Origin of the sequence: Pseudonocardia alni, from assembly GCF_002813375.1 — a bacterium.
Classification (GTDB): Bacteria; Actinomycetota; Actinomycetes; order Mycobacteriales; family Pseudonocardiaceae; genus Pseudonocardia; species Pseudonocardia alni.
Genome location: NZ_PHUJ01000003.1, coordinates 3,150,584 through 3,173,915 on the forward strand (window position 1 = coordinate 3,150,584; position 23,332 = coordinate 3,173,915).

General features: G+C 74.3%; 27 protein-coding genes. 10 read left to right on the top strand and 17 right to left on the bottom strand.

Features of this window, described 5'->3' with window-relative positions:
• Positions 1-237: 237 nt before the first annotated feature.
• From nth to ATL51_RS15665, 5 genes are all read left to right on the top strand, one after another.
• On the top strand, positions 238-969 hold the full coding sequence (gene nth, locus ATL51_RS15645; protein ID WP_301549256.1) for an endonuclease III: 732 nt from the start codon (positions 238-240) through the stop codon (positions 967-969).
• Positions 966-1,637 carry a TlpA family protein disulfide reductase gene (locus ATL51_RS15650; RefSeq protein ID WP_208622998.1) on the top strand — a complete coding sequence of 224 codons (672 nt, stop codon included), beginning with the start codon at positions 966-968 and terminating at the stop codon, positions 1,635-1,637. The genes nth and ATL51_RS15650 overlap by 4 nt, the downstream gene beginning before the upstream one ends.
• Positions 1,634-2,380 (top strand): NUDIX hydrolase, encoded by a 747-nt coding sequence (locus tag ATL51_RS15655; RefSeq protein WP_167379074.1) that lies wholly within the window; start codon positions 1,634-1,636, stop codon positions 2,378-2,380. Before ATL51_RS15650 ends, ATL51_RS15655 begins: the two co-directional genes overlap by 4 nt.
• Before the next feature lie 2 nt (positions 2,381-2,382).
• The gene (locus ATL51_RS15660) at positions 2,383-3,582 is read left to right on the top strand and encodes a MarP family serine protease (RefSeq protein WP_073576140.1); all 1,200 of its coding nucleotides are present in this window, start codon (positions 2,383-2,385) and stop codon (positions 3,580-3,582) included.
• Between the two features lie 70 nt (positions 3,583-3,652).
• Positions 3,653-4,849 (top strand): MFS transporter, encoded by a 1,197-nt coding sequence (locus tag ATL51_RS15665; protein WP_100879025.1) that lies wholly within the window; start codon positions 3,653-3,655, stop codon positions 4,847-4,849.
• A gap of 18 nt (positions 4,850-4,867) precedes the next feature.
• On the opposite strand, the gene ATL51_RS15670 is transcribed toward ATL51_RS15665, so the two are convergent.
• Positions 4,868-6,142, bottom strand: coding sequence for an adenylosuccinate synthase (locus ATL51_RS15670; RefSeq protein ID WP_100879026.1), 1,275 nt, complete (start codon positions 6,140-6,142; stop codon positions 4,868-4,870).
• A gap of 204 nt (positions 6,143-6,346) precedes the next feature.
• Between ATL51_RS15670 and ATL51_RS15675 the strand changes: the two genes are divergently transcribed.
• Positions 6,347-6,928, top strand: a complete 582-nt coding sequence (locus tag ATL51_RS15675; RefSeq protein ID WP_301549044.1) for a hypothetical protein — start codon at positions 6,347-6,349, stop codon at positions 6,926-6,928.
• Here the strand turns inward: ATL51_RS15675 and ATL51_RS15680 are convergent, their stop codons facing one another.
• From ATL51_RS15680 to fbaA, 7 genes are all read right to left on the bottom strand, one after another.
• Positions 6,929-8,344, bottom strand: a complete 1,416-nt coding sequence (locus tag ATL51_RS15680) for a WXG100 family type VII secretion target (protein WP_100879027.1) — start codon at positions 8,342-8,344, stop codon at positions 6,929-6,931.
• Positions 8,345-8,352: 8 nt separating this feature from the next.
• The gene (locus ATL51_RS15685; RefSeq protein WP_157818380.1) at positions 8,353-8,733 is read right to left on the bottom strand and encodes a hypothetical protein; all 381 of its coding nucleotides are present in this window, start codon (positions 8,731-8,733) and stop codon (positions 8,353-8,355) included.
• Positions 8,734-8,813: 80 nt separating this feature from the next.
• On the bottom strand, positions 8,814-9,350 hold the full coding sequence (locus tag ATL51_RS15690) for a DUF3558 family protein (protein WP_157818381.1): 537 nt from the start codon (positions 9,348-9,350) through the stop codon (positions 8,814-8,816).
• A gap of 74 nt (positions 9,351-9,424) precedes the next feature.
• Complete coding sequence (locus tag ATL51_RS15695; protein ID WP_100879030.1) at positions 9,425-10,102, bottom strand: lysophospholipid acyltransferase family protein; 678 nt, start codon at positions 10,100-10,102, stop codon at positions 9,425-9,427.
• Between the two features lie 120 nt (positions 10,103-10,222).
• Positions 10,223-11,368, bottom strand: a complete 1,146-nt coding sequence (locus ATL51_RS15700; RefSeq protein WP_301549045.1) for an FUSC family protein — start codon at positions 11,366-11,368, stop codon at positions 10,223-10,225.
• Positions 11,369-11,373: 5 nt separating this feature from the next.
• Positions 11,374-11,787 (bottom strand): DUF3151 domain-containing protein, encoded by a 414-nt coding sequence (locus ATL51_RS15705; protein ID WP_073576038.1) that lies wholly within the window; start codon positions 11,785-11,787, stop codon positions 11,374-11,376.
• Between the two features lie 71 nt (positions 11,788-11,858).
• Positions 11,859-12,887 (bottom strand): class II fructose-bisphosphate aldolase, encoded by a 1,029-nt coding sequence (gene fbaA, locus ATL51_RS15710; protein WP_100879031.1) that lies wholly within the window; start codon positions 12,885-12,887, stop codon positions 11,859-11,861.
• A gap of 150 nt (positions 12,888-13,037) precedes the next feature.
• On the opposite strand from fbaA, the gene ATL51_RS15715 reads away from it, so the two are divergent.
• The 3 genes from ATL51_RS15715 (at position 13,038) to ATL51_RS29710 (ending at position 15,163) form a co-directional block, all read left to right on the top strand.
• On the top strand, positions 13,038-13,766 hold the full coding sequence (locus ATL51_RS15715) for an RNA polymerase sigma factor (protein ID WP_100879032.1): 729 nt from the start codon (positions 13,038-13,040) through the stop codon (positions 13,764-13,766).
• A complete protein-coding gene (locus ATL51_RS15720) occupies positions 13,763-14,107 on the top strand; it encodes a hypothetical protein (protein ID WP_073576040.1) in 345 nt (114 codons plus the stop codon). The genes ATL51_RS15715 and ATL51_RS15720 overlap by 4 nt, the downstream gene beginning before the upstream one ends.
• 69 nt (positions 14,108-14,176) lie before the next feature.
• A complete protein-coding gene (locus tag ATL51_RS29710; RefSeq protein WP_100879033.1) occupies positions 14,177-15,163 on the top strand; it encodes a DedA family protein in 987 nt (328 codons plus the stop codon).
• 47 nt (positions 15,164-15,210) lie between these two features.
• Here ATL51_RS29710 and ATL51_RS15730 read toward each other — a convergent pair whose 3' ends face one another.
• From ATL51_RS15730 to ATL51_RS15740, 3 genes are read right to left on the bottom strand one after another with little or no spacing between them, the layout of a single operon-like run.
• Complete coding sequence (locus ATL51_RS15730) at positions 15,211-15,858, bottom strand: TrmH family RNA methyltransferase (RefSeq protein WP_100879034.1); 648 nt, start codon at positions 15,856-15,858, stop codon at positions 15,211-15,213.
• Positions 15,855-16,415, bottom strand: a complete 561-nt coding sequence (pyrE, locus tag ATL51_RS15735) for an orotate phosphoribosyltransferase (protein WP_073576042.1) — start codon at positions 16,413-16,415, stop codon at positions 15,855-15,857. Before pyrE ends, ATL51_RS15730 begins: the two co-directional genes overlap by 4 nt.
• On the bottom strand, positions 16,412-17,185 hold the full coding sequence (locus ATL51_RS15740; protein WP_073576043.1) for an SDR family NAD(P)-dependent oxidoreductase: 774 nt from the start codon (positions 17,183-17,185) through the stop codon (positions 16,412-16,414). The genes pyrE and ATL51_RS15740 overlap by 4 nt, the downstream gene beginning before the upstream one ends.
• 152 nt (positions 17,186-17,337) lie before the next feature.
• Here ATL51_RS15740 and ATL51_RS15745 point away from each other — a divergent pair, with 152 nt between their 5' ends.
• On the top strand, positions 17,338-18,936 hold the full coding sequence (locus ATL51_RS15745; protein ID WP_083658700.1) for a flavin-containing monooxygenase: 1,599 nt from the start codon (positions 17,338-17,340) through the stop codon (positions 18,934-18,936).
• Position 18,937: 1 nt separating this feature from the next.
• On the opposite strand, the gene ATL51_RS15750 is transcribed toward ATL51_RS15745, so the two are convergent.
• The 6 genes from ATL51_RS15750 to ATL51_RS15775 all read right to left on the bottom strand — a co-directional run bounded on the left by ATL51_RS15750 (position 18,938) and on the right by ATL51_RS15775 (position 23,306).
• A complete protein-coding gene (locus ATL51_RS15750; protein ID WP_100879035.1) occupies positions 18,938-19,945 on the bottom strand; it encodes an adenosine deaminase in 1,008 nt (335 codons plus the stop codon).
• A 30-nt stretch (positions 19,946-19,975) separates the two neighbouring features.
• On the bottom strand, positions 19,976-20,944 hold the full coding sequence (locus ATL51_RS15755) for an SDR family NAD(P)-dependent oxidoreductase (protein ID WP_100879036.1): 969 nt from the start codon (positions 20,942-20,944) through the stop codon (positions 19,976-19,978).
• 96 nt (positions 20,945-21,040) lie between these two features.
• Complete coding sequence (locus ATL51_RS15760; RefSeq protein WP_062403935.1) at positions 21,041-21,688, bottom strand: type III secretion system chaperone family protein; 648 nt, start codon at positions 21,686-21,688, stop codon at positions 21,041-21,043.
• Positions 21,689-21,769: 81 nt separating this feature from the next.
• A complete protein-coding gene (locus ATL51_RS15765) occupies positions 21,770-22,642 on the bottom strand; it encodes a WXG100 family type VII secretion target (RefSeq protein WP_073576046.1) in 873 nt (290 codons plus the stop codon).
• On the bottom strand, positions 22,639-22,977 hold the full coding sequence (locus ATL51_RS15770) for a type VII secretion target (RefSeq protein ID WP_073576047.1): 339 nt from the start codon (positions 22,975-22,977) through the stop codon (positions 22,639-22,641). Before ATL51_RS15770 ends, ATL51_RS15765 begins: the two co-directional genes overlap by 4 nt.
• Positions 22,974-23,306, bottom strand: coding sequence for a YbaB/EbfC family nucleoid-associated protein (locus ATL51_RS15775; protein WP_100879037.1), 333 nt, complete (start codon positions 23,304-23,306; stop codon positions 22,974-22,976). Before ATL51_RS15775 ends, ATL51_RS15770 begins: the two co-directional genes overlap by 4 nt.
• Between the last annotated feature and the right edge of the window lie 26 nt (positions 23,307-23,332).

Consider the following 23,332-nt stretch of genomic DNA (forward strand, 5'->3'; position numbering starts at 1 on the left):
GTGCGCGCACCGCTCGTCGGACGCGTCGCCGCGCCGGCCGGTCGAACACCACCGGCGTGGACCGGACCGCGCCCGGCGGCGAGCGGTGCACGGCGCGACACCGTGACACGACTGTCGGTGCCCACCCGTACGCTCGGTCACGTGAGCACCTCCGCCGGACGGCCGTCGCGGGCGTCGCGGCCCACCCCCCGCGCCGCCGCCGGTCTGGCCGCGCGCGTCGCGGCCGGGGAGAGCCCGATCGGGCGAGCGCGCCGGGTCAACCGCATCCTCCGGTCGCTGGCGGAGGCCTATCCGCACGCGCACTGCGAGCTGGACTTCACCACCCCGCTGGACCTCGCCGTCGCGACGATCCTGTCCGCGCAGTGCACCGACGAGCGGGTCAACCAGGTCACCCCCGCGCTGTTCGCCCGGTACCCCACCGCCGCGGACTACGCGGGCGCCGACCGGACGGAGCTCGAGGAACTGATCCGCTCCACCGGCTTCTACCGGAACAAGGCGACGTCGCTGACCGGGCTGGGCGCCGCCGTCGTCGAGCGGCACGGCGGGGAGCTGCCGTCGACGCTGGACGAGCTGGTGAAGCTGCCCGGCATCGGGCGCAAGACCGCGAACGTCATCCTCGGCAACGCGTTCGGCGTCCCCGGGATCACCGTCGACACCCACTTCGGACGCCTGGTGCGCCGCTGGGGCTGGACGACCGAGGAGGACCCGGTCAAGGTCGAGCACGCGATCGGCGAGCTCGTCCCGCGGCGGGGCTGGACGATCGTGTCCCACCACGTGATCTTCCACGGCCGCCGGGTCTGCCATGCGCGCAAGCCGGCCTGCGGCGCCTGCACACTCGCGGCGGACTGTCCCGCCTTCGGGCTCGGCCCCATCGACCCGGGCGAGGCCGCGGCGCTGGTCAAGGGCCCGGAGCGGGACCACCTGCTCGCACTCGCGGGGATCGCGGGGCCGCCCGGGGACGGCCGGTGACCCGGACAGGCGCCTCCCGCTCCGAGATCGTCTCGACCGTGGTCGTCGTCGTCCTGGTCGCGATCGCGGTCTGGGCGCTGTGGCCCTCGGGCCCCGCCCCCGGCGGGAGCGGCGGCGCCGGGCCCGCGGCGAGCGCCGCCCCGGCCGACCGGCCCGAGACCGACCTCGCCGCCGCGGACCCGCAGGCACTGGCCGCCGCGCGGGCCTCGGCCCGGCTGGCACCGTGCCCCGCCCCGTCCGGCCGCACCCCGGCCGGTCCGCTCGCCGGGATCACCGTGCCGTGCCTGGGCGCCGACGGCAGTACCGACCTGGGCGCGGCTCTGACCGGGCGTCCGACGCTGGTCAACTTCTGGGCGTCGTGGTGCGTGCCGTGCCGCGACGAGCTGCCCGCGCTGCAGGCCTACGCACAGCGTCCCGGCGCACTGCCGGTGCTCACCGTCGACGTGCAGGACGACCCGGTGGCCGCGCTGGCCCTGTCCGCGCAGCTGGGGGTCACCCTGCCGGCCGTGACCGACCCGCAGCGGGCCGTGCGCCGCGCGCTGGACACCCCGCCGCTGCTCCCGGTCAGCTACGTGACCCGCGCGGACGGTGGCGTCGCGATGGTGGACCCGCCCGTCCCGTTCCGCACCGCCGACGACGTCGCGGCCGCCGTGGAGCGGTTCCGGTGACCGCGCAGGCGGGCGTGCCTCAGGTGCCCGACCCCGACCCCGCGGCGGCGCCGGCGTCGCTGCGCCCGCTCGTCGACGGGGCGCTGGGCCTGGACCCGGCCTGGTTCGGCTGGCGACGGCTGCAGCCCGACAACGGCGAGCCGCGCCGGGCGTCGGTGCTGATGCTGTTCACCGACGGGGAGTCGGGCGGGCCGGACGTGCTGCTCACCGAGCGCGCGGCGACGCTGCGCTCGCACGCCGGGCAGGTCGCCTTCCCCGGTGGGCGGCTCGACCCGACCGACACCGGCCCGGTGCACGCCGCGCTGCGGGAGGCCCGGGAGGAGACCGGACTGGACCCGTCCGGGGTGGTACCGCTGGCCCTCCTGCCGGACCTGTTCATCCCGCCCACCGGGTTCCTGGTGACCCCGGTGCTGGCGCACTGGGCGTCGCCGTCTCCGGTACGGGTGGTCGACACCGCCGAGGTCGCCCGGGTCGTCCGGGTCCCGGTGGAGGTCCTGACCGACCCGGCGAACCGGTTCACCGTGCGCGGCCCCAGTGGCCACACCGGCCCCGCCTTCGACGCCGCGGGCCTGATGGTCTGGGGTTTCACCGCGGGCCTGCTGTCCGCACTGCTGCAGCGTTCCGGCTGGGAGCGTCCCTGGGACGCCGGCCGGGTCCTCGATCTCGACGACGCCTGGGCCCGCGCCCGGCGGAACGAACCGGAAGGAGGCCGGGTGGACGACCACGGCGTGGTGGACCGGTGAGCATCAGCTGGGTCGACGTCGTCGTCGTGATCCTCGCCCTGCTGGCCGCGGCGTCCGGCTGGCGGCACGGGGTCGCGGTGGCGCTGCTGTCGTTCGCCGGCGTACTGACCGGCGCGGTGCTCGGGCTGCGGCTCGCCCCGTTGCTGGCCGGGCAGGTGGAGTCCCAGCAGGGGAAGGTGCTGCTCGGGATCGGCGTGGTGGTGCTGCTCGTCGCGCTCGGTGAGGCGACGGGCGTCTACCTCGGACGGTTCATCCGCGACCGGATCCGCGGCGAGGGCACCCTCAGGGTCGACTCGACGCTGGGTGCCGGCGTGCAGGCGGTCGCGGTGGTGGTGGCGGCCTGGCTGATCGCGCTGCCGCTGTCCTCGACGAGCTTCTCCACCCTGACCAGCGGCCTGCGCGACTCGCGGGTGCTCGCCGGCGTGGACGACGTGATGCCGGACGCGGCGCGCAAGCTCCCGGCCGAGCTGCGCCAGCTCCTCGACGACTCCGGCTTCCCCGACGTCGTCAGCCCGTTCTCGCGGACGCCGGTCGCCGCGGTCGGCCCGCCGGACTCCGCGCTCGCGCAGTCCCCGGTGGTCACCGAGGTCCGCGACCGGGTGCTGAAGGTCCGCGGGCGCGCCCCGTCCTGCCGTCGCGCCCTGGAGGGGACCGGGTTCGTCGTCGCCCCGCAGCGGGTGATGACCAACGCCCACGTCGTCGCCGGGACGTCGAGCACCACCGTCGAGGTGACGACGTCCAGCGGCCGGGCCCGCCAGCTCGACGCCCAGGTCGTCCACTACGACCCCGAGGTCGACGTGGCCGTGCTCGACGTGCCCGACCTCGAGGAGCAGCCGCTGCAGTTCAGCCCGGACCCGGCCCGCGTCGGCGACGACGTGATCATCCTGGGCTACCCGCTGGACGGCCCGTACACGGTCACCCCGGGCAAGATCCGCGAGCGGATCCGGCTGCGCGGCCCGGACATCTACGAGCAGGGCAGCGTGCTGCGCGATGTCTACACCGTCCGCGCGGTGGTGCGCTCCGGCAACTCCGGCGGCCCGATGATCACCCCCGACGGGCGGGTGGTCGGCGTCGTGTTCGGCGCCGCGCTGGACGACACCGAGACCGGTTTCGTGCTGACGGCCGAGCAGGTCGGGCAGGCGCTGAACGTGGCCGCGAGCGGCGCGTCGTCCCCCGCCGACACCGGGAACTGCGCCTCCTGACCCACCGCACTCCGTCCCACGATCCGGGAACGAATGGCCGGATCGTGGGACAGATGCTTAGCGTGGGTACATGACCTCCGTCGACGTGACCCGTACCCGCCGTCGCTGGCTGGTGCTGGCCGTCGGGGTGTTCGCCCAGACCGCGGCCTGCTCGTTCGTCTACGGGCTGCCGTTCGTGGTGCCGCTGCTGCGTGACACGGAGGGACTGTCGCTGGCCCAGGTCGGCGCCTACGTCGGCGCACCGACGGTCGGTCTGCTGTGCACGCTGGTGCTGTGGGGCGCCGCCGCCGACCGGTCCGGCGAACGCGGGGTGATGACGGTCGGGCTCGCGCTGTGCGCGGCGGCCGTCGCGGGTGCGGCGCTGCTGCCGATCGGGCCCGGACCGCTGCTGCTGGTGCTTCTCGGCCTGGGCGGCGCGGGCGCGGCGTCGGTGTTCGCCGCCAGCGGCCGGATGGTGATGGGCTGGTTCGCCGCGCACGAGCGCGGCACCGCGATGGGGATCCGGCAGACGTCCCAGCCGCTGGGTGTCGCCGTGGCCGGGCTGACGCTGCCGACCCTGGCCGCAGCCGTCGGGCCGTTCCGGGCGCTGCTGCTGCCCGCGGTGCTGTGCGTCGTCGCGTCGGTGCTGGTCGCGACGCTGGCGCCGGACCCGCCCCGGGCGCCGCGGCCCGCGGGGGCCGAGCCGGAGCGCTCCCCCTACGGGACGTCGGTCCTGTGGCGGGTGCACGGCGCGAGTGCACTGCTGGTGGTCTCGCAGTTCGCGGTGGCGTCGTTCGCGACCGAGTACCTGGTCCGCGAGCAGGGGTGGCACGTGGCGGCGGCGGGCGCGTTCGTCGCCGGTGGGCAGATCGCCGGGGCGGTCGGCCGGATCGCGACCGGGGTCTGGTCGGACCGGGTCGGGTCCCGGCTGCGCCCGATGCGCCAGGTCGCGGCCGCCGCGGCCGCGGTGCTGCTGCTGTTCGCGCTCGGCGACGCCGTCGCCGGATGGCTGGCAGTGACGATGCTCGCCGTCGGGGCGGTGGTGACGGTCGCCCCGAACGGGCTGGCGTTCACCAGCACCGCCGAGATCGCCGGACCCGCCTGGTCGGGGCGCGCGCTGGGAGTGCAGAACACCGGCCAGAACGCCGTCGCATCAGTGGTCCCGGCCGCGCTCGGCGCCCTGGTCGGCGCGACCGGCTACGCGGCGGCGTTCGCGATCGCCGCCGCGGCACCGTTGGCCGCGATCCTGGTGACACCGGTCCGCGACGAGCGCCGGCGGTCGTCGTGACGCCGCCGGCGCAGCCGGTCAGCGGGTGATCGTCTGGTCCCGCCCGGGGCCGACGCCGATCGCGGACACCGGCGCGCCGGTGAGCTCCTCGATCCGCTGCACGTAGGCCTGCGCGGCGGGGGGCAGGTCCTCCCAGGTGCGGGCACCGGAGAGGTCCTCGACCCAGCCGGGCATCTCCTCGTAGACCGGGACGGCGTGGTGGAAGCCGGTCTGGGTCATCGGCATCTCGTCGACGCGGTGGCCGTCGACCTCGTAGCCGACGCAGATCGGCACCGACTCCAGCCCGGACAGCACGTCCAGCTTGGTCAGGAAGACGTCGGTGATGCCGTTGACGCGCACCGCGTACCGGCCGATGACGGCGTCGAACCAGCCGCAGCGCCGCGCACGGCCGGTGTTGACGCCGACCTCACCGCCGGTCTTGCGCAGCCATTCGCCCATCTCGTCGAGGAGCTCGGTCGGGAACGGGCCGGACCCGACGCGGGTCGTGTAGGCCTTCAGGATCCCGATCACGCGGGTGATCTTGTTCGGGCCGATGCCCGAACCGACCGACGCGCCGCCCGCGGTCGGGTTCGAGCTGGTCACGAAGGGGTAGGTGCCGTGGTCGACGTCGAGCAGGGTGCCCTGCGAGCCCTCCAGCAGCAGCGTCTCACCGCGCTCCAGGGCCTGATTCAGCAGCAGCCGGGTGTCGACGATCTTGTCGGCGAACTCCTTCGACTGCTCCAGGACGGTGTCCACGACCTCGTTGAAGTCCAGCGCGCGCCGGTTGTAGACCTTGACCAGGATCTGGTTCTTCAGCTCGAGGGCGGCCTCCACCTTCTGGTGCAGGATCTTCTCGTCGAGCAGGTCCGCGGCGCGGACGCCGACCCGGGCCACCTTGTCCTGGTAGGCGGGACCGATGCCGCGGCCGGTCGTGCCGATCTTGGCCTTGCCCAGGTAGCGCTCGGTGACCCGGTCGATCGCCACGTGGTACGGCATGATCAGGTGCGAGTCGGCCGAGATCAGCAGGCCGGAGGTGTCGACGCCGCGCCGCTCCAGCCCGGCCTTCTCCTCGATCAGCGCCTCGGGGTTCACGACGACCCCGTTGCCGATGACGTTCTTCACGCCCGGGGACAGGATCCCGGACGGGATGAGCTTCAGCGCGAAGTCGCGGCCGTCCGGCGTGACGACGGTGTGCCCGGCGTTGTTGCCGCCCTGGTAGCGGACGACCCAGCCGAACTGCCCGCCCAGCAGGTCGGTCGCCTTGCCCTTGCCCTCGTCGCCCCACTGGGCGCCGATCAACACGATTGCGGGCATGTAAGAGACTCCAGTTCACACACGCTCGTCACGGTCGCGGGACCGGGCGTGATTTCCGGTTTCCGCGGCGAGGAGGGTACTCGATCAGTGGTTCCGACCGATCCCGAAGCGGTTCTCCTCGACTGCCTGCCGCAGCGGCGTCACCGGCTTCCCTCCCACGGTATCCGGCCCGGCGCGCGACGTGAACGCCCACCGTCGTCGCTGGTGTCCGATCCCGCGGTGCGTTCGGTCACCGTGGGCCCGCGCCCCGGGAAGGCGGAGGTCGACGTCCTGCTCCCGGTGCCGCGGCTGATCGTCCACGGTGACGACGCGGACCTCGCCGCCGTGCTCCTCCGGCTGCTGCGGCGGGACGCGCTCGCGACCGAGGTCGCCTACCTGCCCGTGTCCCGGCGGTCGCGGGCCGCCGCGAACTGGGGCCTCCCGACCCGGTTCGACGACGCCGTCGCCCTCGCCCGGTCCGGCACCGCACGCGAGATGCCGCTGGTGCGCGACGACAACGGGGGCGTCCTCGCCGGCCGCGGGGAGATCCCCGACCTCTACGGCGAGGCCTACTGCGACGCGACGCGCGTGCTGCACGGCCGCGTGAAGCTGCTCGTCGTCGACGCGGGGCCCGAGGGCGTGCACGTGCGGGCGGGCCGCGGGGTGACCGGCACGACCGGGCGGGCGATCCAGATCGGGACGACGGGTGCGACGCCCGTCCGCGACGGCGTCGCGCACCCGCGGGAGATCAAGCGGTGGGCCTGGTACCGGCACACCGAGCCGTGGCGGCCGGTGCTGCCGGGCTGATCAACGCCCGGGGTCCTCGGGGGCGAGCACCGCGTCGGTCGCGGTGATCCCGACGTCGAACACCTCGTCGGTGGGGACGACGTAGCGGTTGCGGTGGTCCCGGGTCTCGCCGCGACCGCCCGGGACGCCGCCGGCCATCGGGCCGTAGCCGGCCCCGCCGCGAGCCTCCGCCGCCTTGGCGCCGGTCCACGGCTCGGGCGCGCCGGCGCTCCGCGGCCCGGGGGTGCGGGGCTCGGTGCCCCACGCCGTCCCGGCCCCGCCGCGACCGCCGGGTCCGTGCGGTTCGGTCGCCGCGCCCGGCAGCCGCGCGGTGCCGCGGGACTCGCCGAACGGGGAGCCGAGGGCGCCGCGGCCCGCTCCGGAACCGGCTCCGTACGACCCGGTCCCGCTGCCGGGGCGGGTCTGCGGGGCGGGGCCGGTCTCGGTGCGGGGGCGGACGAGCTGCTGCCGACGTGCCTGATCGCCGAAGCGGCGCGCGAGGTCCTCGCGGGCCCGGGCGGCATCCGGAATCGGGGTCCGAACGCGGTCCGGAGCAGGCGGGATGCGGGAGCCCTGCGCCCCGGTACCGCCTCCACCGGCGCCCGACGAGAACGCCGGTCCGCTCGGCAGCGGGACGAGGGGCGAGGGCCCGCCACCGCCTCCGGCGCCGCCACCCGCGCCACCACCGGGGCCGCCGCCCGCACCGCCGCCGCCCGACGGGCCGGTGGGTGCCGACACCGGCTGCGAGGCCGACCCGACCGGGGGAAGCCCGACTCCGGCCGGTCCCGGTGTCGGGCCGGGAAGTCCGCCTCCACCCGGCGCGACGGAGACGCCGGGCTGCGGTCCCGGCGCACCGCCGGGACCCGGCGTCGCGCCCGGAGATGTCGCGGGCGGGGGCGCGGCGGCCGCCTCGGTGGTGAAGCGGTCGTCGATCGCGGAGGTCTCGGACTCGTACTTCTGGAGCGCCCGGTTCGCGACCTCGTCGTTGATCTGGTTGTGCTCGGCGATGGTCACGTGGTCGGCGCCCCTGCCCCGGAGGGACTGCCAGGCCTCGCTGATGTTGTCGCCCGCGCGCTGGATCCAGGAGAACTCGGCCGGGTCCATGAACCGGACCTGGTTGCGCATGCGCTCGAACGCGCTGCCGTGGTCGAGCATGCGGTCGGCGCCGTTCCGCGCGACGTTCGCGGTGCCGTCGACGCCGGTCGCGGTGCGGTCCAGGGACTCCTGGGCGGCCCGGGCGGCGGGGCCCTGCCACGAGATACCGAGATCGGCCATGCCGCGGTCGAGGGTCTGCTTGGTGGTCGCCATGTCGTCGACGAGCTTGCGGAGACCGTCGGAAGTCTGTCGCATGGCCTCGGCGCCGGGCTTGTCGAGGATCCAGGCCGCCTTCGTGGCGATGTCGAAGGCTTCGAAGGCGTAACAACGCGGCAGCGCCATCGTCGTCCTCAGCGGGTGACGTGAGGGCCGCGATACTGAAGCCCCGAGGAACCGGAGAAGGAGGCCGCGTTCTCGTCCTCCGTGAGGCCATATTCCTCGACGGCTTTGGCCAACCTGTTTCGGGCCTCGACCAACTCGTTGACGTAGTCGGAGTGCGTCTTACGGAGGACATCGACCTTGGGCTGGAAGACCACCACAGCGTCCTTGGATACCGGGTCATCGGCACACGGGGGCATGGCACGCAGAGCCGCTGAGTCCGCAAGCGTCCGCCTCGCTGCATCCACACGCTCGTCGAAGAGGCGTTTGACCTGCAGCACGTTGTCGACGTCGATCTGGGCCATGAAGGAGTCCGACACCAGGCCCTGCGGGTGTCGTGCTGGAACGTCCATCGTGCGGACGCTAGCCATTGCAGATGGCGTCCGAGGTCGATCGGGACGGACCGTTCGCATAAGCGAACCGCCCGACATCGTCACCCGTGTCCGGCCCTCGCATTCTCGACCACGAATCCGGCGAGCGAGCGTGCCTGTTTGCATACGCGTGTCATCGCGAGAGGTTTGCCGTCATCCCCGTACCCGACAGCCTGCACCTGCACTCGGAGCGTGTCTGCGTCTCCGGCGTCCAGGTAGAACTCGCACAACGGCGTCGATTCGGCATCAGCCGTGACTCGAACAGCACCGAAGCCACCGATGATGTCCAACGACGAATCCGAAGCACCCACTGCAGTCGAGGCAGGTTCGCTGATGGTCTGCACCGCATAGGAGATGACCGCGTCGTTATCGGGCCATGTGCAGGTACGGCTGGGGCCCTCGGGGAGAACCACGTTTCCAGGCTCGCCCTCGTCCACCGAAAGCTGGGCACGCTGAGCTGGAGTCAGCAGAGAGCAGAGGTCCGTCTTGCTCACGTCGATCTCCGCCGGCCGCGGCGGAAACGGCCCCTCCGGCTCCGCAGCCCCACACCCCACGACCACCCCGCACACGAGCAGCAGGACGACAACGAGTCGGACCACCGGCGACGCTCCCCCGGACAGGAACAGGACCGCAGCAGGCTAGCCCGTCGTCGTCGCCACCGGACCCGTTCCGGTCAGGCCGCGGCGGCGGAGTCGTCCGGGCGCCGGTGGTAACTGTCCACATAGATCTGCCCGGACAGGTCCGCGATGGCGTCCATGATCTCGTCGGTGACCGCGCGCCGGATCGCCGGAGCGCCCTCCAGCCCCTCGTAGCGGCTGAACTCCAGCGGCCGCCCGAAGCGGATCTCGACCCGGGCCAGGCGCGGGATCAGCCGTCCGACCGGCTGCACGTGCTCGGTCCCGATCAGGCCGACGGGCACGACGACCGCCCCCGTCGACAGCGCCAGCGACGCGACGCCGGTGTGCCCGCGGTGCAGCTTGCCGTCGAGGGAGCGCGTGCCCTCCGGGTAGATGCCGAACGCACCGCCGCACTCCAGGACCTTGCGCCCCGCGGCGAGCGCGGCGAGGCCGGCGCGGGCGTTGGACCGGTCGACCGGGATGTAGCCGAGCGCCCCCAGGAACGCGGCCATCAGGCGTCCGCGCAGACCACGACCGGTGAAGTACTCGGCCTTGCCGAGGAAGGCGACCTTGCGCGGGGCGACGAGCGGGATGAACGCCGTGTCGACGGCCGCGCGGTGGTTCGCCGCGAGGATCACCGGCCCGGTGGCCGGGATGCGGTCCGCGCCGCGCACGCGGGGCCGCCACACGAGCCGGACGAGTGGCGCGAGGACGTAGCGGATGAACAGCTGCACCGTGAACCCCGATCAGTGAGCGACGTCCACAACTCCGTGCAGGGGGGACCGACGTCCCGGCGCCGAACGAGGCCCGATTCTGCTCCGTGACCGGCCCGTGACGGAAGCCCTTCCGCCCGTTCAGTCCCCGTGCGGATCGGTGAGCTGCCCGCGCAACGCACGCAGCGCCTCGCTGCGGGTCATCCCGGTCGCCTGCAGCAGGTCGACAGCGATCGAGCGGACCTGCGCGACCAGCACGGGCGCCGAGACCGCGGGCGCCGCGGCCGGCTGCCCCTCCGCCGGCCGGGCGACGACCGCACCGGGGTCGGCGAGGACCGGTGCGTGCTGCACGGCTTCCAGGATCGGGCCGCGCGCCTTCTCGCGGTCGCCGTCCTGCCCGAGTTCCCCGATCAGCGCCTCGACGGAGGCGGCGAGCTCGGTGATCGCGTCCGGCAGACCGGGCGGGACCGGTTCGCCGTCCTCGATCGCGGTCATCGCGCGCCGGGCGAGCACCCGGGCGTTGCGGTGGGCGTAGTCGGCCCGCTCGGCGAGCGTCCGGTAGCGGCGCAGCATGGCCCGGCGCGGCCGGTGCATCGGTGAGACCGTCACGACCTCGCCCGCGGAGCTGACCGCCGTGCGCAGCTCGTCGATGACGGCCTGGGTGTCGCGGGCCCGGGCCAGCGCCCGCGACGCGCTCTCCCGGTCGCCCTCGCGCAGCGCCGTCGCGATCTCGGTGAGCACGGTGACGAGGTCGTCGAGCACCCGGCGGGCGACCCGGCGCACGATCCGGACCGGATGCGCGGGGATGACCGCGGCGACCAGGATCCCGGCGAGGCCGCCGATCAGGGCGTCGATGCAGCGGTCGATCCCACCGGTCTCGGTGGGCGGGAGCAGCGTCGTCACCAGCACCGCGGACACCGCGGCCTGGTTGACGAACAGGGTCCCGCCGTCGGTGAACACCGCGATGACCAGCGCGAGCGCGACGACGAGCACCAGCTGCCAGAGTCCGCCGCCGATCTGCGCGATCAGCAGGTCGCCGACCAGGACGCCGATGCTCACCCCGACGACGAGTTCGGCCGTGCGGCGCAGCCGCGAGTTCAGCGACATGCCCAGGCTGAGCACCGCCGCGATCGGCGCGAAGAACGGCCGCGTGTGACCGATCAGGTCACCGGCCACCCAGAGGGCGAGGCCGGCGGCCATGGAGCACTGCAGGATCGGCAGCCACGACGCGCGGACGCGCCGGGCTCCGGCCCGGCCGCGTGAGCGGACCCGGTCCCACGCGGCCACCGGCGTCAGGACACGCCGAGGGCGGCGAGCGCCTCCGGGTCCGAGTCGTTGATCAGGGTGCGCAGGCGCTCGACCTCGGGGGCCTCCCCGATCGCCGTGGCGGCGCGCAGCAGCGCGCCGCACGACCGGAGGAAGCCCTGGTTCGGCTCGTGCGACCACGGCACCGGACCGAAGCCCTTCCAGCCGTTGCGGCGCAACTGGTCCAGGCCGCGGTGGTAGCCGGTGCGGGCGTAGGCGTAGGCGGCGACGCTCTCCCCGGCGTCGAGGGCGCGCTCGGCGAGCACCGCCCAGGCGATCGACGACGACGGCGACCCCGCCGCCACCTCCGACGGGTCCTTGCCCGCGGTCAGGTCCGCCGCGGCGGGGTCGACCGGGAGGCGCGTGTCGTCGGGCTCGAGCAGGTTGCCGTGCAGACTCATGCCGCCATCCTGGCGCGCGCCCACCGGTCGTCGCCAACCGGTGGGCACACGACGTGGATCCGGAGGAGGACTCAGAGGGCCTTGCCGGCGGACTTCAGCGACTCGCACGCCTCGACGACGCGCTCGCTCATCCCGACCTCGGCCTTCTTCAGGTACGAGCGCGGGTCGTAGACCTTCTTGTTGCCGACCTCGCCGTCGATCTTGAGCACGCCGTCGTAGTTGGCGAACATGTGCGACACGATCGGCCGGGTGAAGGCGTACTGGGTGTCGGTGTCGACGTTCATCTTCACGACGCCGTAGCCCAGCGCCTCGTGGATCTCCTCGAGCAGCGAGCCGGACCCGCCGTGGAAGACCAGGTCGAACGGCTTGGCGCCGGCGTCGAGCCCCAGCTTCTGCACGGCCACCTCCTGGCCCTGCTTGAGGATCTCCGGGCGGAGCTTGACGTTGCCGGGCTTGTAGACGCCGTGCACGTTGCCGAAGGTCGCGGCCAGCAGGTAGCGGCCCTTGTCGCCGGAGCCGAGGACCTCGACGGTGCGCTCGTAGTCGCCGGGGGCGGTGTAGAGCTTGTCGTTGATGTCGTTCGCGACACCGTCCTCCTCGCCGCCGACGACGCCGATCTCGACCTCGAGGATGATCTTCGCCTTGGCCGCCTGCTCCAGCAGCTCGGCCGCGATCTTCAGGTTCTCCTCGAGCTCGACCGCGGAGCCGTCCCACATGTGCGACTGGAACAGCGGATTCTGCCCCTTGTCCACGCGCTCCTGGCTGATCGCGATCAGCGGACGCACGAACGAGTCCAGCTTGTCCTTGGGGCAGTGGTCGGTGTGCAGCGCGATGTTGACCGGGTACTTGTCCGCGACGACGTGCGCGAACTCTGCGAGGCCGACCGAACCGGTGACCATGTCCTTGACCCGGGTGCCGGACAGGAACTCCGCGCCACCGGTCGAGACCTGCACGATGCCGTCGGAGCCTGCCTCCGCGAACCCGCGCAGCGCCGCGTTGAGGGTCTCGGTGCTGGTCACATTGATCGCCGGGTAGGCGAACTCGCCGCTCTTGGCGTTGTCCAGCATCTGGTTGTAGATCTCGGGCGTGGCGATGGGCACGGGGCCTGCCTCCTCGTCGTCGGCGGTCGCTGCTCCGCGCAGCGCTCCTTGTCTCCGGGTGAGTATCACGTACCCGCGGGGAAGGGGGAGCCATCGTCGGAATGGGCCTGGTCTCACCGCGGGCGACGCCGTCGCCCGGTGCACCGGGTAATGCTGCGGAGCCTGTCGGTGGTGGTCGCTAGTGTGGTGGGCGTGGAGGAGGAGCGCGCCGAGAACGCCGTCGACCGGACGCTGGGCCGGTTGCGCGCCATCGACAGCCGACCGGCGCCCGCGGGCACCGGGCCGCACCCGTTCACCCCGGGCACGTCGGCCCCGGTCGACGGGCCGGGTGGTTCCGGGGCCCGGCAGGGCCCGGAGACATCGCTGACGCTGGCCGACCTCTACCGCGACCACCGCCTGCGCCTCGTGCGCCTCGCGATGCTGCTGGTGGACATCCCGGCCACCGCGGAGGACGTGGTGCAGGAGGCGTTCACCGGGCTGCACCGGCACTGGACCGGCCTGCGGGACGAGACGGCCGCCGTCGCCTACCTGCGTGCGGCCGTGGTGAACGGGTCCCGGTCGGTGCTGCGGCGCCGTCGCACGGCACGCGAGTACGTGCCGCCGCACGCGGCGAACGCCCGCTCCGCGGAGTCGCTGGCCATGCTGTCCGCCGAGCACCAGTCGGTCGTCGACGCGCTGGGCCAGCTCCCGCCGCGCCAGCGCGAGGTGCTCGTCCTGCGCTACTACGGCGGGCTGACCGAGTCCGAGATCTCCGAGGCCGCCGGGATGAGCCGGGGCACGGTGAAGTCGACCGCCAGCCGCGCGCTCGACGCCGTCGCCCGGATCATGGCCGAGCGGGCCGGTACCGAGGCCGTCCGGCGTCCGGGGGAGCTGCGATGACCGGCCCCCAGCCGCCGCAGCCCGGCCACGACGACGCCGCCCGCCGGATCGGCGAGGCGCTGCAGGCGCAGGCCCGCGGGCGCCCGATGCCGCAGCGTCCCGCGGCGGGCCCCGCCCCCGTGCCGCCACGCGTCCCCGGCCGGCTCCCGCCGCCGGTCCCGCGTCCCGGGCCGCCCCCGCAGCGCCGGCCGCAGCAGGCCCCGGCACCGGAGCCCGCCCGGTCGGCGACCGGCCAGATCGTCTGGGCCGCGGTGATCGCGCTGCTCCTCGGCGCCCTGCTCGGCGGGGGTCTCGCGCTGGTCTCGGTGCTCCTGCCGGGGGCGCTGCCCGCCCTCGGCTGAGCCGCTCACAGCACCCCCACAGCGACGGCCACGTCGATCCACATCACCCGGCCGGTACCGTTTCTCGACGTGACGGTTCTCGCCGCGACGCAGACGCTCGCCCTCGGTCCCGACTGGCTCGACCCGGCGGTGATCATCGAGTCCCTGGGTCCGTGGGCCCTGGTGGGCGTCGCTGCGATCATCTTCGCGGAGTGCGGGCTGCTGCTCGGGTTCTTCCTCCCCGGCGACTCGCTGCTGTTCACCGCGGGCCTGTTCGTCGCGCAGGGCGCGATCGACGTGCCGCTGTGGCTGGTCTGCCTGGTGCTGGTGGTGTCCGCCTTCGCCGGCAACGCCGTCGGCTACGGCATCGGCTACCGCGCCGGCCCGGCGATCTTCGACAAGCCGAAGTCGAAGCTGTTCAACCCCCAGCACGTCGAGAAGACCCACGAATTCTTCGAGAAGTACGGCAACCGGGCCATCGTCCTCGGCCGCTTCGTGCCGATCGTGCGGACCTTCATCACCGTGAGCGCCGGCGTCGCGCGGATGGACCCGAAGCGCTACCTGACGTACTCGCTGATCGGCGGCGTCGCGTGGGCGGCGGGCGTGACGGTGCTGGGCTACTTCCTCGGCCAGTTCGCGTTCGTCCGTGAGCACATCGACCTGATCCTCATCGCGATCGTGTTGATCTCGGTGCTGCCGATCGTGTTCGAGGTGCTGCGGGCGCGGGCCGCGTCCAGGCGCGGGGGCCCCGCCGGCCCGGTCGACGGCGTCGCGGGCGCCGCGACCGGTGCGGCCGCCGCCACCGTCACCGGCCGCTCCGCCGACGACGACCCGGCCGCGGTCACCATGCAGATGCCGGCCGTCGGGAGCGGCCCGGCGCCGCGGACCGGACGCCCCCGGGACGGGCAGACGACGTTCGCCCAGCCCGGTCGTGCCCCGCAGCACGGCGGGACCGCACCACGGCACGGTGGCGCGGTGCCGCCGCACGGCCCCGGCCCCCGCCCGCAGGACGGCACGGAGCCGCCGTACCGCCACACCACCGGTCGCCCCACCATGCCGCCCCGGCACGGCAACTGAGCATCGATCAGCACGTTTCCGCCCTGCCCGGGGCGGAAACGTGCTGATCACCAGGCGTCGGACAGGTCCGCGTGCTCGCGGATCCATGCGTGCATCACGATCCCCGAGGCCACCCCGGCGTTGACCGAGCGCGTCGAGCCGAACTGGGCGATCGACACGACCAGGTCCGCGGCGTCGCGCAGCTCCGGTGACAGCCCGGGGCCCTCGGCGCCGAACACGAGCACGCAGTCCCGCGGCAGCGACGTGGCCTCCAGCCGGACCGCGCCCGCGACGTTGTCCACCGCCACCACGGCCAGGCCGTGCTCCCGGGCGAACGCGACGAGACCGTGCGAGTCGGCGTGGTGGTGCAGCCGCAGGTAGCGGTCGGTGACCATCGCGCCGCGGCGGTTCCACCGGCGTCGCCCGACGATGTGCACGCCGGCGACCCCGAAGGCGTTCGCCGTGCGCACCACCGTGCCGATGTTGTGGTCGTGCCCGAGGTTCTCGATCGCCACGTGGAACGGGTGCGCCCGGCCTGCCAGGTCCGCCGCGACGGCGTCGCGGCGCCAGTAGCGGTAGCGGTCGACGACGTTGCGCCGGTCACCGTGCTCCAGCAGCTCCGGGTCCCACCGGTCGCCCTGCGGCCACGGCCCGGCCCACGGGCCGACCCCGACCTGGCCGGGGACCGACCACTCGCTGGGCCCGGGCTCGCTCATCCCAGCTGCAGGTCCGCCAGCCCCAGCAGCGCGCGGTACGGCACGCCCTCGGCCTCGACGGCCTGCCGGGCGCCGGTGTCACGGTCGACGACGGTGCACACCCCGACGACGTCGGCGCCGGCCTGGAGCACCGACCGGACCGCGGTCAGGACCGAGCCGCCGGTGGTGGAGGTGTCCTCGACGACCAGCACCGGGCGGCCGGTGATGTCCGGGCCCTCGATGAGCCGCTGCATGCCGTGCTTCTTGGTCTCCTTGCGGACGACGAAGGCGTCGACCGGGTCGGTGTCCGGCTCGGCCGCCGCCGCGTGCAGCACCGCCGTCGCGACCGGGTCCGCGCCGAGCGTCAGCCCGCCGACCGATCGGTAGGTCCAGTCCGTGGTGAGCTCGCGCAGCAACCGTCCGATCAGCGGGGACGCCTCGTGGTGCAGCGTGACGCGGCGCAGGTCGATGTAGTAGTCGGCCTCCGCGCCGGAGGAGAGCGTGACCCGCTCGTGGACGACGGCGATCTCCCGGACCAGCGCGGCGAGGCGGGAGCGGTCGGTGTGTGCGGAGCTCATGTGCGATCCCTGTCGAACGTCGCCGTGATGCGTCGCAGCAGGCTCCGGGGCAGCACCCCGGTCACCCCCACGATCGCCTTGTACTGCCTGGAGGGCACGGAGACGACCCGGCCCCGGTCGAGGTCGGCGAGTGCCTCGTCGACGACCTGGGAGGCCTCCAGCCACAGCGGGCCGCGGCGGGCGCCGACGTCGATGCCGGCCCGCTCGTGGAACTCGGTGCGCACGTAGCCGGGGCACAGCACCATCGCGCGCACCCCGGTGCCCTGCAGCGACGCCGCGACGCCCTCGGTGAAGGAGATGACCCAGGCCTTGTCGGCCGGGTAGGTGGAGCCGCGCCCGGCCAGGAAGCCCGCGACGCTCGCGACGTTCAGCACCGCGCCGGTGCCGCGGTCGACCATCCCGGGCAGCGCGGCCCGGGTCAGCTCCAGCACGGCGGCCACGTTCACCTGCAGCTGGCGGGCCAGGTCGGCGGCGTCGTTCTCGAGGAAGGAGGCGCCCAGCGCGAGCCCGGCGTTGTTGACGAGCAGGTCGACCGGCGCGAGGTCGGGGTCGGCGAGGCGGCGCACGACCCGGGCCCGCTGGTCCGGGTCCGACAGGTCGGCGGGCAGCACCTCGACGGCGACGCCGAGGTCGCGGTAGCGCTGCGCGGCGGTCTGGAGGCGGTCGGCGTCGCGCGCCACGAGCACGAGGTCGCGGCCGTCGGCGGCGAGCCGATCGGCGAACGCGGCCCCGATCCCCGACGACGCGCCCGTGATCATGACGGAGGGCACGCGGGGAGCGTAGTGCGTCCGCACCCGACCGGCGCAGGCGCGACGGTTACCGACGGGTCGGGTGTGACCCGTGCGACAGGGGTGTGCGACGACCTCGTGAGACGGGCCGCTCTCGCGTGCCGGTGCACCATGAAGCCTTTACCGTCGAGACCATGACGTCCGAGGCGCTGCCGATCCAGCGGCCGGTCGATCCCGCTTCCCCCGGCGCCGCCGACGTGCCGAGCGGCCCGTCGCCCCGTCATTCGAGGGTCGCCGTCGTGGGGGCGGGGTTCACCGGACTCGCCGTGGGCCTGGCCCTGCTGCGGCGGGGTGTGCACGACTTCGTCCTGCTGGAGCGGGCGGACGACGTCGGCGGGGTGTGGCGCGACAACACCTACCCCGGTGTCGGCGTCGACACGCCGTCGCCGCTGTACCAGCTGCGTGCCATGACCAACCCGGACTGGAGCGACCTCTACGCGCCCGGCCACGAGGTGCAGGACTACGCCCGGCGCCTGGCCCACTCGACCGGCCTGCTCGACCACGTCCGCTTCGACGCCGACGTGCTCTCCGCCCGCTGGGACCCCGCGGACGCCCGCTGGCGGATCGCGACACCGTCCGGTGAGTTCACCGCGGACGTCCTGGTCAGCGCGGCCGGGCTGGTCGCCGACCCGAAGCTGCCCGACGTGGAGGGCCTCGCGGACTTCCCCGGCCCGGTGTTCCACTCCGCCCGCTGGGACCACGACGCCGAGCTCGCCGACCGGCGCGTCGCCGTCGTCGGGACGGGGGCGACGGCGATCCAGCTCGTCCCCGAGCTGCAGCCGCGCGTCACCGAGCTGCACGTCCTGCAGCGCACCCCGGCCTGGATCCTGCCCAAGCCCGAGCGGCCCGTCGGCGAGCGCACCCGTCGCGCGCTGGCGGCGAACCCGCTGCTGTGCCGGATGCAGTTCGACGTCATCTACGTCGGCGCCGAGCTGCTCGCCGCGACCCGTCGCTCGCGGCTGCTGCGCGAGACACTCACCCGGGTCGGCCGCAGGCATCTCGCCGCCCAGACGCCCGACCCGCAGCTGCGCGCGCGGCTGACCCCCGACTTCGACTACGCCTGCAAGCGGCCGCTGGTCTCGAACGACTATCTGCCCGCGATGAGCGCGCCGAACACGACGCTGCACACCGGTGGGCTCGCCCGGGTCGAGGGGCGGACCGTCGTCTCCGGCGACGGAAGCCGCGCAGAGGTCGACGCGATCGTGCTGACCACCGGGTTCGAGGTCGGCGCGACGGCCCCGATCGCGCGCCGCATCCACGACGCCCACGGCAGGTCCCTGCACGACCACTGGGGCGCCTACCCGCGCGCCTACCTGGGGATGAGCTACCCCGGCTTCCCGAACCTGTTCCTCATGCAGGGTCCGAACGCGACCAGCGGGGCCAGCTCGACGCTGCTGTTCTCCGAGGCCCAGGCCCGCTACGTCGCCGACGCCGTGTGCCGGATGGCGGCCGAGGGCATCCGCGCGCTCGACGTGAAGCCCGCCGTCGAGGAGCGCTGGACGCGGCGGATCCGGCGCCGCTCGGCGCGCACCGTGTACGAGACCGGCGGCTGCGCGAGCTACTACCAGAACGACGAGGGCGTCAACGTCGTCATGTGGCCGGCCAACACCGCGGAGTACCAGCTGCGGACCCGCCGGTTCCGGCTGTCGCCGTTCGACGTCGAGCGGGGACGGACCGGTGCCGGGCACCCGCTGCACCCGTTGCGCCCGGTCCGGCTCGCCGCGACGGCCTGACTCACCCGCGGGCCGCGGCCCACCAGTCGGCGACCTCGCCGAGCAGGCGCTGCACGGCCTCGTCGTCGAGGAACGACGAGGTGATCGAGTTGGCGGCCAGCGTGCGGAGCTGGTCGTCGGTGAAGCCGAGGCCCTCGCGGACCGCGGCGTAGTTCGCGTCGGCGTAGCCGCCGAAGTAGGCGGGGTCGTCGGAGTGCACCGACACGTTCAGCCCCGCCGCGAGCATCTCCGGCAGCGGGTGCAGCCCGATGCCGGGGACGCAGGCGAGCCGGACGTTGGACAGCGGGCAGACCGTCAGCGGGGTGCGGTCACGGACCAGGCGGGCGACGAGGGCGTCGTCCTCGATCGCGCGGATGCCGTGGTCGACGCGCAGCACGCCCAGCTCGTCGAGGGCCTCGGTCACGTAGCCCGCCGGGCCCTCCTCCCCCGCGTGCGCGACCGGCTTGAGACCCAGCCCGCGGGCCCGCTCGAACACCGAGGTGAACTTCGACGGCGGGTGCCCGACCTCGGCCGAGTCGAGCCCGACCCCGACGATCCGGTCCAGGTACGGCTCCGCCGCCCGCAGGGTCCCCTCCGCCTCGGCGGCCGACCGGTCGCGCAGGAAACAGAGGATCAGCCCGGCGGAGACGTCGTCGGCGTGGTGCTCGATCGCGTCGGTGAGCCCGCCGATCACGTCGCCGATCGCGACGCCGCGAGCGGTGTGCGCCTGAGGGTCGAAGAACATCTCGACGTGCCGGACCCCCTGCTCCGGGCAGGTCCGCAGGTACGCCGACGCGAGCGCGGCGAAGTCGTCGCGGGTCCGCAGGACGGCCATGTTGGCGTAGTACACGTCCAGGAAGGACTGCAGGTCGGTGAAGTCGTAGGCCGCCCGCAGCTCCTCCACCGAGGCGTACGGCAGCGCGACGTCGTGCCGCCGGGCCAGCTCGAACACGGTCTCGGGTTCGAGCGTGCCCTCGATGTGCAGGTGCAGCTCGGCCTTCGGCAGCGGCGGGGTCCCGGTGGTCGTCACCGGGACATCATCCCGTGCCGCCCCGCGCGGTCAGGAGCTGGTGACCGTCGACGTCATGTAGGCCGAGACCTGGTGGCCACGGGAGCGGTCACGGGCCGCGGCGCTCGCGCGGGCGCGCTGCGCCGCGGTGCGCACCGGACCGGCCGCCCAGTGCCGCCCGCAGTCCCCGGCGGCGACGACGGCGCGCCCCGCGCCCGGGCGGGAGGGCAGGTCCGGCAGCCGGGACGGCTCCCGGTGCCCGGCACCGCCGAGCAGCTCCTCGGGCGTGGCGGACGGGGCGGCCGGGATCGCAGCGGCCGGGGTGGCGACGGCCGCCGCGACGGTGGGCTCCCAGGTCGCGTCGGCGAACAGCTCGGCGCCGCGCCGGGCCGCACGGACGCCCGCGGCGACGGCGCGCCGGGCCGGGCCCGGACGGGCCGGGCCGCTCTGCGGGGCGCTCACGACGAGGCCGGCGTCGAGGTCGTCGAGCACCGCGTCGGCGGCGTCGGCGGTCCACTCCGGCCGGTCGTCGCCGCGAACGGCGACGACGTGCACGTCGCCGGTCAGGGTCGGGGCGAGCGAGGTGACGAACGAGACCGCCCACGTGGCCGACCGCTCGTTCCCGCCGATCGCGACGATCCCGCCGGTGCCGCGACGCAGCATGCCGGGCAGCGCGGCGTGGGTGAGGCGCATCGTCGCCGTCATGCCGAGGTCGACGCTCGCCCGCCCGGCGTCCGGTGCGGCGACGGCCGCGTCGGCGAGCGCGTCGTGCACCAGCACGTCGACGGCCGGGGCCTCCGGACCGGCGAGGAAGGCCTCGAGCCGGAACAGGCCGTGCCGGGTGCCGAGGTCCGCGAGGAGGACGTCGGCGCGGATCCCGTACCGGACGGCGAGCTCCCGGGCGGTGGGGGCGACCCGCTCGGGGTCGCGGGTGACGAGCAGGAGGTCGAGTCCGCGCGCGGCCAGTCGGTCGGCCAGAGCCGCGCCGAGACCCGTACCGCCGCCGGTGATGAGAGCCATAGCCACACGATCAGGCTAGCGGTACCCGTTCGGCTTAACGCGTTCGGGTGGTCACATCGCGTTGCGGTGGATCAACGCTGCGTAGATACCCGCAGATCAGGACTCGATCGCGGGACGACGGGCGTGCAGCCCCTCCTCCAGAGCGGTGGCCACCTCCGCCAGATCGGCGAGCAGGTCCTGCATCCGATCGGCGGAGATGCCGACGGGCGCGGCGGCCAGCACCCAGGCGTCCTCGGCCCAGAGGAGCTCGACGTCCTCGCCGACCGCGTCGCTGGCGTCGGCGACGCGCGGGGTCAGCAGCGGGCGGACGGCGTCGGCGTCGCTGACGAAGGCGTAGCGCTCACCGACCGGCTCGAGCAGGTCGAGACCGGCGTCGTCGGGCAGCGGGGCCGAGGGCAGCCGCAGCTCGACGGCGGCGGGCAGCGACTCGTGCACCTGCACCGCGCAGAGCACCGAGCTGATGCGGCCGGCCTGCTCGTGGTCGAACGCGTAGGCCTTGCGCGGGCCGTCCGGGGTGGGGACGTCGCCCGAGACCAGGTTGCGGGCCACACCGGGGCCGCCCTGGTGGATCGTCCCGTAGCGCCAGCGGCTGGGCAGGACGGGATCGGACTCGAGGTACTCCCACTCCCGCATGGACGCCCAGCGACGGCGGTCCCGCGTCGCGCCCCCGCGGAACCGGTCGAACAGCAGCAGACCGACACCGACGACGATCGCGACGAGGGCGATGACGAACCAGACCGACATGCCGGGCAGCGTAGTCCCGACGGGCCCCGTGGAGTGGTAACGCCACGGCTCCGGACGTGCACGTTCGTCGTGCACGGAGACTCAGCCGGCGGCCGGCTCGTCCCACTCCGCTGCCGTCGCCCGGCGGGCGGCGTCGTTCTTGCCGTACTCCAGCACGGCGTCCTGCCCCCGGGTCACCGTCTGCTCGACGGCCTCCCGCGCCGGCGACGTCGCGATCCCGGGCAGCAGACCGGTCCGCATGGTGTCCTCCAGCCTGTGTGCGACCGCGCTCGCCTTCTCCAGCAGGCCGACGACCTCCTCGACCCGGCGGACGACCGTGTGGGAGAGGTCGACGGCGTCGAGGACGAGGACGGCGATGCCGACCGGGGCGGCGACCCCCGCGGTGACGGCCGCGCCCGCAGTCCACGCGAGCAGCTTCGGGACCAGCCACACGACGAACTCGGCGATCAGGTCGCGCACGATCGCCCGCTCGGTGCCGACGACGGACGCCGAGGTCAGCACGACGTCGGCGACGCCGTGGGCGGTCTCGGAGAGTCGTCGCACGGCCTCGCCCCGGGTCACGGCGGCCCCGTGGAACGCGTCCCCCGCGGTCCCGGTCCAGGCGTCCGGGGCCGCCAGGACGGTCTCGATCTCCGGCAGGAGGGTGGCCAGCTCGCGGGAGATCTGGTGCCAGTCCTGCGCCCGGGCCTCGATCTGCCGGGGGTCCCCGCAGAGCCGGTCGAGGGGCTCGCTCAGGAAGGCGAAGTGCTCGATCGCCCATCCGACCCCGGCCGTCCCGAGCTCCTGCAACGGGTCGGTGACCATGCCGAGCGCGTCGAGCCCGGCCACGGTGGCGGCGACAGCGACGCCGGCGCCGTCCTGTGCCCCGGCCGCCTTCCCGACGTCCTCGATCGAGGAGAACACGCCCGCCCCGTCGAGGGGACCCGGCCCCTCGACGTCCACCGGGGCCGTCACCGGTCCCCGTCGACCGGGGCCGGGGCGGGAGCGGGGTCGACGTCGAGGAACGTGGCGGCCGTCCGGAGCTCGGTGTCGAGGTAGGCCGCGACGGCCTTCCGGGCGGAGGCCGCCAGGTCGTGCAGGCTCGCGGAGAGGACATCCAGCGCCTCGACCCCGGCCCGCATGGCCGCGGTGGCGTCGGCCGAGAAGAACTCCCCGATGACGCCGTAGGCGCCGGTGTCGAGCTCGGCCCGGGAGGGCCGCATCCCGGCGACGGCGGAGCCCGCACCGTCGAGGACGTCGGCACGGGCCGAGACCCTGTCGGGGACGACGCGGAAGCCCGGGGAGGTCACTGCTCGCCCTCCGCCGTGAGCGGCGCCATGATCCGCTCCACCTGCGCGGCCGAGTCCAGCGCGGCCTCCCGGCTCAGCCGCAGCACCGTCTCGGCGAGCCGGGCCCGCGGCAGCTCCTCGGCCCGCACCCCGAGCCGCAGGTCGGTCAGCATCCCGGACGCGTCGACGGTGACCACGACCGCACCGTCGCGGGTGCGTGCGGTCGCGGTCACCGTCGCGACCCGGTCCCGGGCCTGCTCGGCCCGGACCCGGATCGACTCGATACGGGTGCGGTACTCGTCCAGCCAGGTCCGCCCGGCGTTCGGCTGCTCGGCGGTGAAGTGCTCCATGAGCCCCGACGATGACGTGCACCGCC

Bases quoted from the DNA above. Each gene is read 5' to 3' on its own strand.
- ATL51_RS15665 (WP_100879025.1), top strand. From the start codon at position 3,653: ATGACCTCCGTCGACGTGACCCGTACCCGCCGTCGCTGGCTGGTGCTG.
- ATL51_RS15670 (WP_100879026.1), bottom strand. From the start codon at position 6,142: ATGCCCGCAATCGTGTTGATCGGCGCCCAGTGGGGCGACGAGGGCAAG.
- ATL51_RS15680 (WP_100879027.1), bottom strand. From the start codon at position 8,344: ATGGCGCTGCCGCGTTGTTACGCCTTCGAAGCCTTCGACATCGCCACG.
- ATL51_RS15685 (WP_157818380.1), bottom strand. From the start codon at position 8,733: ATGGACGTTCCAGCACGACACCCGCAGGGCCTGGTGTCGGACTCCTTC.
- ATL51_RS15705 (WP_073576038.1), bottom strand. From the start codon at position 11,787: ATGAGTCTGCACGGCAACCTGCTCGAGCCCGACGACACGCGCCTCCCG.
- ATL51_RS15715 (WP_100879032.1), top strand. From the start codon at position 13,038: ATGCTGCGGAGCCTGTCGGTGGTGGTCGCTAGTGTGGTGGGCGTGGAG.
- ATL51_RS15720 (WP_073576040.1), top strand. From the start codon at position 13,763: ATGACCGGCCCCCAGCCGCCGCAGCCCGGCCACGACGACGCCGCCCGC.
- ATL51_RS15730 (WP_100879034.1), bottom strand. From the start codon at position 15,858: ATGAGCGAGCCCGGGCCCAGCGAGTGGTCGGTCCCCGGCCAGGTCGGG.
- pyrE (WP_073576042.1), bottom strand. From the start codon at position 16,415: ATGAGCTCCGCACACACCGACCGCTCCCGCCTCGCCGCGCTGGTCCGG.
- ATL51_RS15745 (WP_083658700.1), top strand. From the start codon at position 17,338: ATGACGTCCGAGGCGCTGCCGATCCAGCGGCCGGTCGATCCCGCTTCC.
- ATL51_RS15755 (WP_100879036.1), bottom strand. From the start codon at position 20,944: ATGGCTCTCATCACCGGCGGCGGTACGGGTCTCGGCGCGGCTCTGGCC.
- ATL51_RS15760 (WP_062403935.1), bottom strand. From the start codon at position 21,688: ATGTCGGTCTGGTTCGTCATCGCCCTCGTCGCGATCGTCGTCGGTGTC.
- ATL51_RS15775 (WP_100879037.1), bottom strand. From the start codon at position 23,306: ATGGAGCACTTCACCGCCGAGCAGCCGAACGCCGGGCGGACCTGGCTG.